The 15,616-nt window shown below is 67.5% G+C and carries 12 protein-coding genes; 9 read left to right on the forward strand and 3 right to left on the reverse strand.

Features of this window, described 5'->3' with window-relative positions; genetic code table 11:
* Window positions 1-57 precede the first annotated feature (57 nt).
* Window positions 58-2,172, reverse strand: coding sequence for an FG-GAP repeat domain-containing protein (locus M8312_RS06095; RefSeq protein WP_250119483.1), 2,115 nt, complete (start codon window positions 2,170-2,172; stop codon window positions 58-60).
* 286 nt (window positions 2,173-2,458) lie between these two features.
* Between M8312_RS06095 and M8312_RS06100 the strand changes: the two genes are divergently transcribed.
* The 5 genes from M8312_RS06100 (at window position 2,459) to M8312_RS06120 (ending at window position 6,572) form a co-directional block, all read left to right on the forward strand.
* A complete protein-coding gene (locus M8312_RS06100) occupies window positions 2,459-2,914 on the forward strand; it encodes a MaoC family dehydratase (protein WP_250119484.1) in 456 nt (151 codons plus the stop codon).
* A gap of 31 nt (window positions 2,915-2,945) precedes the next feature.
* A complete protein-coding gene (locus tag M8312_RS06105) occupies window positions 2,946-4,133 on the forward strand; it encodes an acetyl-CoA C-acyltransferase (RefSeq protein WP_250119485.1) in 1,188 nt (395 codons plus the stop codon).
* Between the two features lie 157 nt (window positions 4,134-4,290).
* Complete coding sequence (locus M8312_RS06110; protein WP_250119486.1) at window positions 4,291-4,890, forward strand: DUF4126 domain-containing protein; 600 nt, start codon at window positions 4,291-4,293, stop codon at window positions 4,888-4,890.
* 31 nt (window positions 4,891-4,921) lie between these two features.
* Window positions 4,922-5,188, forward strand: a complete 267-nt coding sequence (locus tag M8312_RS06115) for a hypothetical protein (protein ID WP_250119487.1) — start codon at window positions 4,922-4,924, stop codon at window positions 5,186-5,188.
* Window positions 5,169-6,572: an MFS transporter gene (locus M8312_RS06120; protein WP_250119488.1), complete on the forward strand. Its 1,404-nt coding sequence runs from the start codon at window positions 5,169-5,171 to the stop codon at window positions 6,570-6,572. Before M8312_RS06115 ends, M8312_RS06120 begins: the two co-directional genes overlap by 20 nt.
* Before the next feature lie 201 nt (window positions 6,573-6,773).
* On the opposite strand, the gene M8312_RS06125 is transcribed toward M8312_RS06120, so the two are convergent.
* Complete coding sequence (locus tag M8312_RS06125; protein WP_250119489.1) at window positions 6,774-7,994, reverse strand: polyhydroxyalkanoate depolymerase; 1,221 nt, start codon at window positions 7,992-7,994, stop codon at window positions 6,774-6,776.
* A gap of 154 nt (window positions 7,995-8,148) precedes the next feature.
* On the opposite strand from M8312_RS06125, the gene M8312_RS06130 reads away from it, so the two are divergent.
* From M8312_RS06130 to M8312_RS06145, 4 genes are all read left to right on the forward strand, one after another.
* Window positions 8,149-9,948 carry an ABC transporter transmembrane domain-containing protein gene (locus M8312_RS06130; protein WP_250119490.1) on the forward strand — a complete coding sequence of 600 codons (1,800 nt, stop codon included), beginning with the start codon at window positions 8,149-8,151 and terminating at the stop codon, window positions 9,946-9,948.
* Between the two features lie 55 nt (window positions 9,949-10,003).
* Window positions 10,004-10,528, forward strand: a complete 525-nt coding sequence (locus M8312_RS06135) for a hypothetical protein (protein ID WP_250119491.1) — start codon at window positions 10,004-10,006, stop codon at window positions 10,526-10,528.
* Between the two features lie 25 nt (window positions 10,529-10,553).
* Window positions 10,554-10,925 (forward strand): tRNA-binding protein, encoded by a 372-nt coding sequence (locus M8312_RS06140; RefSeq protein ID WP_250119492.1) that lies wholly within the window; start codon window positions 10,554-10,556, stop codon window positions 10,923-10,925.
* A gap of 113 nt (window positions 10,926-11,038) precedes the next feature.
* The gene (locus M8312_RS06145; RefSeq protein WP_250119493.1) at window positions 11,039-13,099 is read left to right on the forward strand and encodes a hypothetical protein; all 2,061 of its coding nucleotides are present in this window, start codon (window positions 11,039-11,041) and stop codon (window positions 13,097-13,099) included.
* 27 nt (window positions 13,100-13,126) lie between these two features.
* On the opposite strand, the gene M8312_RS06150 is transcribed toward M8312_RS06145, so the two are convergent.
* Window positions 13,127-15,613 carry a PAS domain-containing protein gene (locus M8312_RS06150; RefSeq protein WP_250119494.1) on the reverse strand — a complete coding sequence of 829 codons (2,487 nt, stop codon included), beginning with the start codon at window positions 15,611-15,613 and terminating at the stop codon, window positions 13,127-13,129.
* Between the last annotated feature and the right edge of the window lie 3 nt (window positions 15,614-15,616).

Raw genomic sequence — 15,616 nt, forward strand, 5'->3', positions numbered from 1 at the left:
GGCTCCTATCCTACGCTTCACTGAACCGGCGACCCGCCAGGAGCCGCCCTGCCATCATCAGGTGAAGATGTGCCAGCTGGTGTCGAGGTTGTAGGTCGCCTGCGAGTTCCACACGAACCCGCCAGCGCTCGTTCCCGTCCACTCGGTCACCAGGCCGTTGTCGTTGCGCAGGGCAAGGTCGGCCCGGCCGTCGCCGTTGAAGTCGGCGACCGACGCGATGTTCCAACCGGCCGGCAGCGAATAGGTGGTCGCTGCGTGGTTGCTGAAGAAGGTGCCGCTCGCCTCGGCCAGCCAGTCGACGACCAGACCCGCCGTCGAATTGTGCAGGACGAGGTCGTCGCGCCCGTCGCCGTTCACGTCGCCGATCCCGGCCACCTTCCAATCGGTGCTGAGGGCATAGGTCGCGGCGCTGTTCCAGACAAAGGTGCCGTCCGACTGGCCGAGCCACTCCGTGACCATGCCATTGTCATTGCGGAACAGCAGGTCGGCCTTGCCGTCGCCGTTGAAGTCGCCGGAGCCCGCGACCTTCCAGTCCGTCGGGACCGAGTAGGTGGCGATGGCGTCGTTGCTGAAGAAGGTCCCATCGGCCTTGCCCAGCCACTCCGTCAGCAGGCCGTTGGTGTTGCGAAGCACCACGTCGGCGCGGCCGTCACCGTTGAAGTCGCCGCTCGCCGCGACGGTCCAGGACGCGTCCACCGTATAGCTCGACGCCTGGTTCCAGATGAACTGGCCGTTCCCGGAGCCCAGCCACTGGGTGATCGCGCCATTGTCGTTGCGGAACAGGATGTCGGTCAGGCCGTCGCCATTGAAGTCGGCGGTCGTCGCAATCTTCCAGTCAGTCGGAACGGAGTAGAGCGCCGTCTGGTGGTTGCTGACGAAGGTGCCGCCCGCGGCGCCCAGCCAGTCGGTGATCCGGCCGTCGGTGTTGCGCAGCAGCAGGTCGCTGAGGTGGTCACCGTTGAGGTCGTCGACGGGAGCCTTGATCTCGGCCACCATCTGCGACGTCACGGCGCCGTTGAGGCTCCACACCACGTCATAGCCGCCGCCCGCCAGCGCACTGATGTGCGGGAAGAAGCCGGCGCCGTCGCTCAGGCTCGTCGCGTTGCGGACCGCGACGCCGTTGGCGTTATACTCGCGAACATAGATGTGCTGGTCGCCTTCGTCGCGCCACGACAAGGCGAACCCGCCGTCGTGAAGCGCCGTCAGCGAGAAGTCATTGAGGTTGGTGTCGTCAACCTTGGTGACGCCGTTCACGGTCACCGTCGAGGAACGGTGGTTGTCGGCTACAAAGAACTCGTTGCCGATCGGCACGCCCGTCGCGGACAGCAACTGGCCGTGGATCTGCACGTTGGCGTTGCTGTAATCGGCCCAGGTCACGATGACATTGCCGTTGCTCAGCACGGCGACGTGCGGCAGCGCCTGCACGCTGTTGGTGACGTTGTTGACCTGGAACGAGGCGGCGATCGCCGTCCCGTTGGCATTGAAGAATTGCGCGCGGATATCGCCTGCGTCGCCGCCGGTTCCGGGCGCCGCGCCTTCGCGCCACACCTCGACATAGCCGCCGTTGGCGAAGCCGGCGATGGACGGGGCCTGAGTGACGGTCGCGGACGATCCGGCAACCAGGGTGATCGGGGCCGTGGTGGCCGCCGTCCCGCTGAAGTCATAGGCACGGGCATTGAGCGACGAACCGGCGCCCTCGCCATTGTCCCAGGTGACGACCAGCTGGTTGCCGGCAATGGCCAGTTCCGGCTGCGACACGTAGTTGGTCGGCGCAGTGCCCGAGGTGCTGGCCGACAGGACCCCCGACGCGGCCGTGCCGTTGGCGTTGAAATACTGCAGCGCGATGTCGCTGGTCGCGGCGCCACCGGCGGAATTGAGCGAATCGATCCGCACGCTGGCCACCGCGAAGCCGCCGTTGGGAAGCGCGATCACGTCGACGTTATGGGGGAATTCGAACCCGATATAGTCGTTGAAGATGATGACGGCATCGCTCTTCGGGTTTCCGAACGCGTCATAGACGCGGGCCTTCACATCGCTCTGGATGTCGCCGTCATAGCTCTGCCAGACAACCACATAGCCACCGCCCGCCAGGCCGACCGTCAGCGGAATGCCGTCGACCTGACCCGCTGCCGGCGCCTGCACCACATTCTCGGTGCCGAATTCATTGAACATCTTCTACTCCCTGACCAAAGGCAGCCGGCTCAAGGCCGCTGCCCGCGACGCTCGTCCGTGTTCACTCAACCGGGTGGTGGATATGAATGTGACGCAAACCCCAATGGCCCACCCATAACGGGGGCCTCCAGGGCGATAAAGCCAAGGGAGGCAAAGGGTTCCGTGCTGTCCACCAACGGGACGCTGCTAACTGCGTTTGTAACCTTGGAAGCACAGTGGCGCTGCTGCCCGGCGCCGGCACGGCCCGCCTTGCAGCACCGCTCGGTGCCGCGCTACACCGCCGCTCATGCCCATCGCCTCCCTCGACACCATCCGCTCTTCCGTTGGCAAGCCGCTGGGCGAATCCGCCTGGATCACCGTCGGCCAGGACCGCATCAACGTCTTCGCGGACGCGACGGAGGACCACCAGTTCATCCACGTCGACGAGGATCTGGCGAAGCAGACCCCGTTCGGCGGCACCATCGCCCACGGCTTCCTGACCCTGTCGCTGCTGAGCCGCATGGCCGCCGACGTCATGCTCGTCCCCGAAACGACCAGGATGGGCGTCAACTACGGCTTCGACCGCGTCCGTTTCCTTGCGCCCGTTCGCGCCGGCAAGCGCGTCCGCGGTCACTTCACCCTCGTCAGCTTCGAAGAGAAGCGCCCCGGCCAATACCAGTTCGCCCACGACGTCACCGTCGAGATCGAGGGCGAGGACAAGCCCGCCCTCACCGCCACCTGGATCGGCCAGGTCTTCGCCTGAGCCTTTTCGCCCAACCAGTAGGAATTCGCCCATGTCCACCGCCGCCCGCGACGCCGTCATCGTTTCCACCGCCCGCACCCCGATCGGCCGCGCCTATCGCGGCGCGTTCAACGCGACGCCCTCGCCCACCCTCACCGCCCACGCCATCCGCGCAGCGGTCGAGCGCGCCGGTGTGGACCCGAGCGAGATCGAGGATTGCGTGATCGGCGCCGCTCTCCAGCAGGGCGTGCAGACCACCATCGGCCGCACCGCCGCGCTTCGCGCCGGCCTCGGCGTGGGCGTCGCCGGCATGTCGATCGACCGCCAGTGTGCGTCCGGACTGATGGCCATCGCCACCGCCGCCAAGCAGGTCATCGTCGACCGCATGGACGTCTGCGTCGCCGGCGGCGTCGAGAGCATTTCGCTCGTCCAGACCCCCGACATGCGCGTCGGCCCGGACCCCGAGCTACTTTCCATGCACAATGCGGTCTACATGCCGATGATCCAGACCGCCGAGGTGGTCGGCAGCCGCTACCAGGTCAGCCGCGACCGGTGCGACGAATATGCCCTTCGCTCGCAGCAGCGCACCGCCGCCGCCCAGGCCGCCGGCAAGTTCGACGACGAGATCATCGCCGTCACCACCCGCATGTCGGTCAAGAACAAGGAAACCGGCGAAACCAGCATGAAGGACATCACCCTCGCCAAGGACGAGGGCAACCGTCCCGAGACCACGCTGGAGGGGTTGAAGTCGCTGCAGCCGGTCATGGGTCCCGAGCAGATCATCACCGCCGGCAATGCCAGCCAGCTCTCCGACGGCGCCTCGGCCTGCGTGGTGATGGATTCCACCTATGCGGAGAAGAAGGGCCTCGAGCCGCTCGGCCGTTACCTCGGCATGGCCGTCGCCGGCACCGAGCCCGACGAGATGGGCATCGGCCCGGTGTTCGCCGTGCCGAAGCTGCTGAACCGCTTCGGCCTGAAGGTTGACGACATCGGCCTGTGGGAGCTGAACGAGGCCTTCGCCGTCCAGGTCCTTTACTGCCAGGACAAGCTCGGCATCCCGGACGAGCTCCTCAACGTCAACGGCGGCGCCATTTCCATCGGCCACCCCTACGGCATGAGCGGCGCCCGGATGACCGGCCACGCGCTGATCGAAGGCAAGCGTCGCGGGGCGAAGTATGTGGTGGTCACCATGTGCGTCGGTGGCGGCATGGGCGCGGCGGGGCTGTTCGAAGTCCTGTAAGCCAAAGCCGCCGCGGCCAAGCCAAGCGGAGCGAAGCGAGCGCGGCTTTGCGAAGAAACGGCGAAGGCCGGCCAGCCTGCCCGGCTCGCCGGGACAGGTCTGACGTCACGGGATTTACTCCCGTGACGGCCTCCCCGCTTGTCGCTACCCTCAGGCCATGACCGGCGTGAACCTCCTCGCCCTCGCCGCCTCGACCAGCCTTCTCGCCGGCTGGCGGCTCTACCTCGTCACCTTCCTTACCGGTCTGGCCATGAAGCTCGACTGGCTACCGCTTCCCGAGCAGCTCCACGGCCTCGCCGTTCTTGCCAACCCGTGGATCCTGGTCCTTTCGGGCGCCGCGGCCCTGTTCGAATTCTTCGCCGACAAGATCGCATGGGTCGACAGCGTCTGGGACGGCATCCACACCCTCGTCCGTCCGCTCGGCGGCGCGCTGCTGGCGCTCGCCATCGTCGATCCGCGCCGTCCTGAATGGCAGGTCGCCGCCTTCCTCCTCGGCGGCGGAGCGGCGTTCGTCGCGCATGCCGGAAAGGCCGGCGCCCGCACCCTCGTCAACGCCAGCCCCGAGCCGTTCAGCAACATCGCCGTCTCCACCGGCGAGGACATTGCCACCGCGGGACTGATGGCGCTGGCCCTCGCCAACCCCATCGCCGCCGCGCTCGTCGCGCTGATCCTGGTGCTCGCCTCGCTCTGGCTCGTCCTTGCCGCGCGGCGGTTCGTCCGGCGCATCACCACGCGCATGAACCCAACCGGTCCCTGACGGGTTACGCACCCGAAACAGGAGAAGACAGATGCCCGAAGGCGGTCAAACCGATCTCGTCGAACGCATTGCCCGGGTCCTTGCCGGCGCGGCGCACAGCAGCAATGCGGAGGGCAGCGACCCGTCCGCCGGTCAGAAGGTGGACCTCGTCTGGCACGAACATCGCAACGCGGCGCTGGCGGTCCTGCATTCGATCCGCGAAACCGACCGGGCCGGCGCGTCCGCCGGCGACCCCGCTTTGTGGCAGCGTATGGTTGATGCCTCCATCGCTGCCGCCAGTGCCACCAGCGACGCCTGAGGAAAGCAAGCCAGCGCACCCGCGCTGGACGCTGCTCGCCTGCATCCTCGCCTCCTCGCTGAGCTTTGTCGAAGGCTCGGTCCTGAACGTAGCTTTGCCTGCCATCCGCGCCGGCTTCGGCGCGGGGGCAAGCGAGGTGCAGTGGGTGGTGAACGCCTACCTGCTGCCGCTGTCGGCCCTGCTGCTGCTCGGCGGGGCGGTTGGCGATCATTATGGCCGCAAGCGCCTGCTGATGCTGGGCACGGCCCTGTTCGGCGCCGCCTCCCTGCTTTGCGCGCTCGCGCCCGGGCTGGAGTGGCTGCTGGCGGGGCGTGTCATCCAGGGCATCGGCGCGGCCTTGCTGCTGCCCAACAGCCTCGCGCTGCTCAACGCCACCTTCGAGGGTGAAGAGCGCGGCCGGGCGATCGGCATCTGGGCCGCGGTCGGCGCGGCCGCCGCCGCCATCGCCCCGCTGATCGGCGGTTGGCTGGTCGAGCATGTCGGCTGGCCCTCCATTTTCTACATCAACCTGCCGCTCGCCGCCGGCGCCATCCTCCTCGCCTGGCGCTTCGCCGCCGAAAGCCGCAACGAGGCCGCCGCCCGAACCGATTACCCGGGCGCCGCGCTCGCCACCCTGGGACTGCTCGGCCTGACCTACGGCCTCACCCTCTGGTCGGTGCAGCTGCGCTTCACTCCCGCCGTGACCGGCCTGCTGGTTGCCGGCGTAGCCCTGCTGGCCGCCTTCCTGTGGATCGAGGCACGGCGCGGTGACAAGGCGATGATGCCGCTCGCCATGTTCGGCAACCGCTGCTTCGTCGGCACCAACCTGATGACTTTCCTGCTCTACGGAGCATTCGGCGCGGTCATGCTGCTGCTGCCTTATGTGCTGATCGAAGCCGGGCACTACTCGCCGCTTCAGGCTGGGCTCGCGCTCACCCCGCTGGCGGTCATCATCGCCGTCCTGTCGCCGATCATGGGCCGCTTCGCCGCCCGCATCGGCGGCCGCCTGCCGCTTACCGCCGGACCGATCGTGGTCGCCGCCGGCCTGCTGCTCGGCCAGCGGATCGAGGCGGGCGGCAGCTACCTTGCGCAGGTCCTGCCCGCCGTCCTGGTAATGGCCAGCGGAATGGCGCTGGCGGTCGCCCCACTCACCAGCACCGTCCTGTCCTCCGTCGATCGCAAGCACAGCGGCACCGCCAGCGGCCTCAACAGCGCTGTCGCCCGTACCGGCGGCCTGATCGCCACCGCGCTTCTCGGGTCGGTCCTGGCTGCCAGGGGCGACGCGCTCGTCGGCCATTTCCACACCGCCCTGCTGGTCAGCGCCGCCGTCTGCGTCGCGGCCGGGCTCACCAGCTGGTTCACCGTCGCCGGCTCATCCCAGGGCGCCAAGGTGGCCGAGGCCTGACCCACAAACAAGAACGGCCGCCAGGGGAGTGCTCCCGGCGGCCGTTCCATTGTCTTGCTCGGCAAGCCGAACCGTTAAGCGAGAACCTCGCTGGAGGCAGTGCTCACCGACTTGGGACAATGAGACATCTGACCACCTCCTTTCACTTGTTGACGATGACAGGAATGTGGTTTCGCTTCCTGCAATTTCAAGAACTTATCGTCAGGCGTTGGCGGCGATGAATTCCTCCACCACCGGCGCGATCCGCTCGCGCCACTTGCGCCCGTTGAAGATGCCGTAGTGCCCGACGCCTTCGGCCATCAGGTAGCGCTTCTTGCCCTCCGCCAGGCGCGTCGCCAGCGTCAGCGCCGCCTTGGTCTGCCCAAGCCCGCTGATGTCGTCGCGCTCGCCTTCCACCGCCAGCAGCGCCGTCTCGGTGATGGCGGCCAGGTCGACCGGACGCCCACGGTGGGTCAGCTCGCCCTTGGGCAGCAGGTGGCGCTGGAACACCACGTCCACCGTCTGCAGGTAGAATTCCGCCGTCATGTCGCAGACCGAGCGATATTCGTCGTAGAACGCCCGAGTGCCATCGGCGCTCTCCTCGTCGCCGACCACCAGATGCTTGAACATCTCGTAATGGCTGAGGAGATGGCTGCCGAGATTCATGGTCATGAAGCCCGCCAGCTGCAGGAAGCCCGGATACACCTTCCGCCCCGACCCCGGATAGATCCCGGGCACGGTCGCGATCACATTCTGCTGGAACCAGGAATGCGGCCGCTCGGTCGCCAGCGTGTTGACCGCCGTCGGCGCCTCGCGCGTGTCCACCGGGCCGCCCATCATGGTCAGTGACCTGGGCGTGCACGGATCATGGTCGGCGTTCATCAGCGCCACCGCGGCATAGGCCGGCACCGACGGCTGGCACACCGCCAGCATATGCCCGCCGCGCCCGATCGCGCCCATGAACTCGATCAGATAATCGATATAATCGTCAAGGTCGAAGCTGCCCTTGTCGGTCGGCACCAGCTTGGCGTCCTGCCAGTCGGTGATGAACACGTCCTGGTGCGGCAGCAGCCGCTCCACCGTTCCGCGCAGCAGCGTGGCATAATGCCCCGACATCGGCGCCACGATCAGCAGCTTGGGCTGCCCTTCGGGCCCGCCCTCCTTTACGAAATGCTTGAGCTGCCCAAACGGCTTCCGCAGCACGATCTCCTCGCGCACGGGCACCAGCTTGCCGTCGATTTTCGTGTCGAACAGGTCGAAGCAGGGCTTGCCTCTTGGCGCGGCGGCGTGGGCGAACACGTCCAGGCTGGCCGCGATGTAGGGGCTCATGCCCGAATAGCGCAGCGGGTTGGCGGCGCTGTTCAGCCAGCTTGCGGAGAGGTCGGCCCAGCGGCTCGCCCCCGCCAGCCAGGAGCGCTGCACTTCATAGGCGTCGTAAAGCATCAACTTCCGATCAAAACCAATTTGCTTTCAAACTGGTGTGGCGGGCAAAAGGTTGCTCGGCAAGACTGTTCGTTACCGGCCCGCAACCACGCGTCCCGCACCGGACCATTCGACCGGCTTTGTTTCGCACCGTCCCCCTGCTAATCGCCCGCCCATGGCCACTGCTCCCGCTTCTCCTGCCGACTCCAAGGACAAGGGGAGCCGGAGCCTCGGCAACCTCAAGCTCGTCTACAAGGCCGCTGGCCGCTACCCCGGCCGGATCGCCGGCGCGCTCTTCTTCCTGGCGCTGAGCTCGGGTGCCACGCTGGCGATTCCCTGGGGCTTCCGGCAGATCATCGATCGGGGCTTCAGTCAGGGCTCGCTCAACAGCACCGCGGTCAACCACGCCTTCCAGCTGCTGCTCGCCATCGTGCTGTTGCTGGCCGTTGCGACGGGTTGCCGCTTCTACTTCGTCTCCTGGCTGGGCGAGCGCACCGTCGCCGACCTCCGCCGTCAGGTGCAGGCCAACCTCCTCACCCTCCCCCCGCGTTTCTTCGAGGAGAACCGCCCCTCGGAGATTGCCTCGCGGCTGACCGCCGACACCGCCATCCTCGAACAGGTGGTCGGCTCCTCCGTCTCCGTCGCGCTCAGGAACATCGTCACCGGCATCGGCGGCATCGTCTATCTGTTCACCTTGAGCCCCAAGCTCGCCGGCCTTCTGCTGGTCGCCATCCCGCTCCTGTTCGGCCCCATCCTGCTCTTCGGACGCAAGGTCCGCGCATTGTCCCGCGCCACTCAGGATCGCATCGCCGACGTCGGCGCCAACGTCGCCGAAGTGCTCGGCGCCATGCGCATCGTGCAGGCCTTCGGGCAGGAACCGCGGGAGCAGCAGCGCTTCGGCGACACGGTGGAACGCGCCTTCATGACCGCCCGCACGCGCATGCGCCTTCGGGCCGTGATGACCGTGGTCCTGATCGCGCTCTTCTTCGGCGCCATCGTGCTGGTCATCTGGGAGGGCGCGCGCGACGTCGCCGCGGGCCGCATGACCGGCGGCGCGATCGCCGCCTTCATCTTCACCGGAGTGCTGGTCGGCGGCGCCTTCGCGGCGCTGTCCGAAACCTATGGCGACCTGCTGCGCGGCTCCGGCGCGGCCGGCCGCATCGGCGAGCTCCTCGCCGAGAAGGCGGAGATCCGCGCTCCCGCGAACCCGGTCACCCTTCCCACCCCGGCCATTGGCAGCCTTGCCTTCGAGGACGTCGAGTTCCGCTATCCCACCCGCCCCGACGACAAGGCGCTGCACGGCGTCACCCTCCACGTCGCGCCCGGGGAAACCGTGGCCGTGGTCGGCCCCTCCGGCGCCGGCAAGTCGACCCTGTTCCAGCTGGCGCTGCGCTTCTACGATCCGCAGTCCGGCCGAGTGCTGGTCGATGGCGTCGACGTCCGCGACGCCACCCCGCAGGACGTCCGCAGCCGCATCGCCCTCGTCCCCCAGGAAACCGTGATCTTCGCGGCCAGTGCCAAGGACAACCTCCGCTACGGCCGCTGGGACGCGTCGGACGCGGACATCGAGGCCGCCGCCCGGGCCGCCAACGCCCACGATTTCCTCCTCTCCCTTCCGGAGGGCTACGACACCTTCCTCGGCGAAGGCGGCGCTCGCCTGTCGGGCGGCCAGCGCCAGCGCCTCGCTATCGCTCGCGCGCTGCTCCGCGACGCTCCCCTGCTCCTCCTCGACGAGGCGACCAGCGCGCTCGACGCCGAGAGCGAGGCCGCCGTCCAGCAAGCGCTAGAGCGCCTGATGCAGACCCGCACGACCGTGGTCATCGCCCACCGCCTGGCCACCGTCCGCGCCGCCGACCGAATTATCGTCATGGACGGTGGCCGCATCGTCGAGCAGGGCACCCATGCCGAGCTGAATGCCCGTGGCGGACTCTACGCTCGCCTCGCCCGCCTTCAGTTCCAGGGCGAGGCCGCCTGACCGACGCGCGCGGAGGATGATTGACTAGTAGGAGTTGCCGCGCTCCCAAGCCGACATGAGCGCGCCCTCCACTCCGCCCTCCGCCACCATCCTGCGCCCGGGCAAGGACGGGCTCCAGCGGGTCCCGGGCAACGGCCGCTGGAACGCGGAGACGGAGCGCATCTTCCTCCAGGCGCTGCAGGGCAGCTGCAACATCCGGGCCAGCGCGCTGGCGGCTGGCTTCAGTTTCCAGAGCGCGCACAAGCGCCGCCGCCGCAACGCCGACTTCGCCCGCCGCTGGGACGAGGCGCTGGAGGAAGGGCTGCTGCGGCTCGAAAGCGAGCTTCTCACCGCCGCCCGGCACACGGTCGAGGGCACCCGCTACAGCGGGCCGATCACTGAAGTCAGCTTTGAATCCGCGCTCCAGCTGCTGGCCTTCCACACCCGCCGCCGGTTCGGCAAGGCCTGGCGCCCGCACCCCAGCGAACGCCAGCGGACCCACGCCGAGTTGACCGCCGAGCTGATCGAGCGGGTCGCCCGCGTCCGGCGGGTGGCCGACTGGCGCAACGCCCTTCCCGACGATCCCGCCGCTGCCATCTGACCAGAACGCGCGCTAAGACAGCCTCATGCACCTCAGCCACGACCCCGCCGCTCCGCCGGCTCCGCAGATCAGCTTCGACCAGTTCCTCGCCGTCGACATCCGCGTCGGCCGGATCGTCGCGGCCGAGCCCTTCCCGCAGGCCCGCAAGCCGGCGTATAAGCTGACCATCGACTTCGGCGCGACCATGGGCACCCGCCGCTCCTCGGCCCAGATCACGGAGCATTATACCCTCGACGACCTCCCCGGCCGGCTGGTCGCCGCGGTGGTCAATTTCCCCCCACGCCAGATCGGCCCCTTCATTAGCGAAGTCCTGACGCTGGGCTTCCCGGACGAGGATGGAAGGGTGGTGCTGGTCACCCCCAGCCAGGAAGTCCCCCTCGGCGGCCGCCTGTTCTAGGCCACCTGCCAGCGGCCGCCTTGCAATCGAGCCATTGTTGAACGATCCTTCGGCGGAAATTGGCCGAGGAAGGCATGCCGCAAGAGCGATCGAGACGGCGTCTTGCGGCAATATTGGCCGCGGATGTCATCGGCTACAGTGGCCTGATGGGCCTTGACGAGCGAGGCACCCACCTCGCCGTCAAGCGCTTACGAACCGATCGCCTTGAACCGCTCCTCCGGCGCTTCGACGGTCGCCTGATCAAGACCACGGGCGACGGCTTCCTGTTCGAATTCGACAGCGTGTTCGACGCCTTCGACTTCGCTTCTGTCGTTCAGGGACAGGGCGGCGGAGAAGCAGACCTCCGGCTTCGCATGGGCCTCAACATCGGGGACATCATCCTCGACGACGGTGACGTGTTCGGCGACGGGGTGAACATCGCCGCGCGGCTTGAGCCGAAAAGCCCGCCGTGTGGCATCCTGATCTCCCATCGCGCGTGGGAAGACCTGCGGCGACTGCCCCTGACGTTCAGTGATGCGGGCCTGCTCGATCTGAAGAACATCAGGGAGCCTCTGCGTGCCTGGAGCCTCGATGGCGAACAGCTCCGGGCCTATTCGCAGACGCTCGAGGCACCTGACCTGCCGGTCACTGCCACCAGAACGGACGACGCCGTCGTTGCCGCAGACCCGCCGGTGGCGGCGGGGAAAGGCTCGACGAACCGGCGGCGGTCACTGGTGCTCGGCAGCCTGGCGCTGCTGCTTCTGGGCATAGGCGGGCTGTGGTTCGCCCTCCGCCCCGCCAGCGCGGTTCAGCATGCGATGGAGGTCCGGCTGGCGGACTTCCAGCTTCTCTCGAAAGAGCTGCCGGACACCCTCGGCACCGCCATCCGCGATGAGATCGTCGCCGCGTTCAACAAGGACGGGGTGGTTGGCGTCTCCACGGCGGCCGGTCCGCCACCGGGTCAGGCGCCGGCCTATCTGCTTGCCGGCACCGTGCAGCGTACCGACCGCAACATCCGGGTCATCACGCACCTCACCAATGAGCGCTCGACGGAAACGCTCTGGTCCCGCAGTTTCGATTATGGCGCCGATCAGGTCGCGAACATCCCGCGACACATCGCCGTGGACGCGGGCAACGTCGTCCGGTGCGGCCTGTTCGGAGCGTCGACCTACCGCAAGCCGCTGCCCGACAATGTGCTGAGCGACTATCTCCAGTTCTGCCAGGGGCATTGGAACCCCGACATGGCGGAAGGCCGCAATGCCCTGATCCCTGCGCAGCGGGTGGTGGCCGCCGTCCCGGACTTCTCCTGGGGCTGGGCCGCCGTTGCCGGTGCCTATTGGAAAGTGGCCGGAACGGCCGGCGACGAAAGGCTCGCGGCCAAGGCGCGGGCCAGCGGACGTGAGGCGGCCGACCGCGCCGTGGCGATCGATCCCCGCAACAGCGAGGCGCTATACATCAAGGCCATGCTGCTGGACCCGACCGACTGGCTCGCCCGCGAAGCCCTGTTCAAGCGGGCAGTCGCCGCGCGCCGCCTCGATTGCGGGTGCGAGCATCATCAATATGGCTGGATGCTGGCCAATGTCGGGCGCACCGCCGAAGCGCTCGAAGAGCTTCACCAGGCCAACAACATGCTGGCGCTTTACGTCTACACGCCCCTGACGCTCGCCGACGTGCTGGTCGCCGCCGGGCGGATTGATGAGGCTAAACCAATCTATGACGCCGCCATCGCCCTGGCACCCAACCCGGAGTTCATGGAGGACCTGACCGCCACCAAGGCTCTGCGGACGAGGGATGCGGAGGCGCTGCGCAGGCCCGACCTGCCGATCCCGAACCCGGTGCGGGCGGCGCTATTGCAAGGCTATCGCGCGCTCGCCGGACAGGACCCCGCCGCGCGCACGGCCGCCGCCCAGGCTCTGCTCGCGCTTCCCCAGGACCAGCAGACCGCCGCTGTCGGAATGCTGCTCGCCGACCTCGGCAAACCGCATGAGGCGCTCCGGATCGTCGCCAGGCTCGCCGCGGTCACGGGCAATGGACCGTCGCTGTTCTGGTATCCAAGCATGCGCAAAAGCCTGGACGATCCGGCTTTTCCACAGATTGCCAGGAGCCTCGGGCTCATCGCCTACTGGACGAAAAGCCGCACCAGGCCGGACGTCTGCAGCGGCCAGGCCCCGCCCGCCTTCTGCCAGCTGCTCTGATCGACCGGCAGGAGCGCTCCGCCAGTGCTAGCTCGCGACTCCAAGGTCATCCAGTTCGGCGAGCTTGGCGGCGAGTTCTTCCTGGCGGAAGGGCTTTTCCAGTCGCACGAGGTCCGGGCCGATGCCGCCGGCTTCCGCATAGCCGGACACGAGCAGGATCTTGAGCGCGGGGTTGTTCGCCTTGGCCGTGCGCGCCAGTTCGGCGCCAGTCATGCCCGGCATCAGGTGATCGGTGACGAGGAGGTCGATTTCCCCGCCCCTCAGCAGCAACGGCAGCGCTTCGCTGGCGGAAGCGGCTTCGACGACCGAAAAGCCAAGCTCCGTCAGCATGTCGGCGGTGCTGATCCGAACCACCTCCTCATCGTCGACCAGCAGCGCCCGGCCGCCTGTCCGCGGCGCCGGCGCGGCATCGGCGCGCATGGGTTCCTGATCGCCCAGATCGCTGGTGGTCGGCAGCCAGACTTCGACGTTGGTTCCAAGCCCGGGCTCGCTCTCGATGGTCAGGGTGCCGCCCAGCTGGACGGCGAGCCCGTGCACCATCGACAGGCCCAGCCCCGTTCCGCGCCCGACGCCCTTGGTCGAATAGAACGGCTCAATGGCCCGCTCGCGGGTCGCCGGGTCCATGCCGACACCCGTGTCCGACACCGACAGGGTGAGGTACCGGCCCGGCGCCAGCCCGGTTGGTCGTGGACCGTTCGTTCCCCGGTCGCTGACCGATAGTCGGAGCAGGCCCCCGTCAGGCATGGCGTCGCGGGCGTTCACGCACAGGTTCAGGACCGCCATCTCGACCTGATTGGCATCGGCGATGGCCGGCGGCAAGGCGTCGCCGATCTCCACCTTCACCTTGATCTGGGGTCCGCTGGTGCTGGCGATGAGGTTGGCCATCCCGGCCACCAACTCGCCGATCTCGACTGGCCGGGGCTGCAGTGGCTGGCGCCGCGCAAAGGCCAGCAGGCGCTGCACCAAGATGCGCGCGCGTTCCGCCGATTGCAGCGCGCCGTCGATCAGCCGCTGCTCCCGCTGCCCACCCACCTGCCGCCGCTGCAACAGGTCGAGCGAGCCGATGATCGGGCTCAGAAGATTGTTGAAGTCATGGGCAACCCCTCCGGTAAGCGCCCCCATCGCTTCCATCTTCTGGCTCTGGCGAAGCTGTTCGTGAGCCCGCTCCAGTTCGGCCGTCCGTTCGGCCACCCTCTGCTCCAGCGTGTCGTTGAGTTCGCGCAGCGTTTCCTCCGCGCGCTTCTGGTCCGTGATGTCGACCTGGATACCGTCCCACACCACCGTTCCGTCAGGTTGCGAACGTGGCTCCGACCGCAAGTGAGCCCACCGCACCTCCCCATTGGCGTGGCGGAACCGCACCTCGATCTCGAATCGCGAGCAATTACGGATCGCCTCGACCGACGCCAGGGCAAAGCGTTCCCGGTCTTCCCCCACGATCATCTGGTACGGCAGGGTCGGATCGGCCATGACCTGCTCGACGCTCAGTCCACTCATCCGCTCGTGACTTTGCGAGAGGTAAGTGAAGTGACGATTGCTGCCGTCGGCATTGCCGGACATCTGGTAGACCGAACCGCCGGGCAGATTATCGGTCAGGGCGCGCAGCCGCGCCTCACTCTCCCGCAGGGCGTCAACCGCGGCATGATGGGCCGTAACGTCGTGGCCCTCGACGAAAATGCCCGTGACCTGCCCGTTTGAATCGATCAGCGGCTCGTAGATGAAATCAAGCAGCCGCTCTTGCGCCGGTTCCCTGTTCGGCGACTCGATCCGGATCGGCACGCCATCAGCGACAAAGCGTTGCCCGGTCCGGAAGACCTGTTCCAGCAGGCTGAAGAACTGCTGACCTTCCAGCTCGGGAAAGGTTTCGCGCACGGTCTTGCCGACATAATCGCGGTCTCCGAACAGCCGGCGGTACGTCGCGTTGACGAACTCGAATTCGTGCTCCGGACCTTTCAGGATGGTGATGAACCCCGGCGCCTGCTCGAACATCCGCGCAAGACGCTCCCGCTCTTCCTCTTCGCGCCGTCGCAGCAGGACCGCTTCGGTGGTCTCGGTGCAGGTGCAGAACATGCCTGCCACCTGGCCGTCGTCGTCGAACACCGGCGAATAAGAGAAGGTGAACCACGTCTGCTCGTCGAAGCCCTTGCGGTTCATCAGCAGCGGGAGGTCCTGGTGGAAGCTCGCCTCGCCCGCCAGTGCGGCGTCGATCAGCGGCGAAATGTCGGCCCAGATTTCGCCCCAGATATCGCGAAAGCGCCTACCCAGCGCCGCCGGGTGCTTCTCTCCGAGGATGTCCGCATAAGGGTCGTTGTAGAGGAAGGCGAGTTCAGGCCCCCAGGCGACAAACATGGGAAAGCGCGAATTGAGCAGCAGCGAGACGATCGCCCGCAACGCCGCCGGCCAGCCTTCGGGCGGACCAAGCGACGATGTCGACCAGTCGTTCGTGCGCATCAGCGCACCGACGGCGGAGTGCGGGAACAGATGATCCGACGATTTGGGGGAGTTCGTGTCGATCACGCA

The sequence above is a fragment of the Sphingomonas sp. KRR8 genome (assembly GCF_023559245.1).
Taxonomy (GTDB): domain Bacteria; phylum Pseudomonadota; class Alphaproteobacteria; order Sphingomonadales; family Sphingomonadaceae; genus Sphingomicrobium.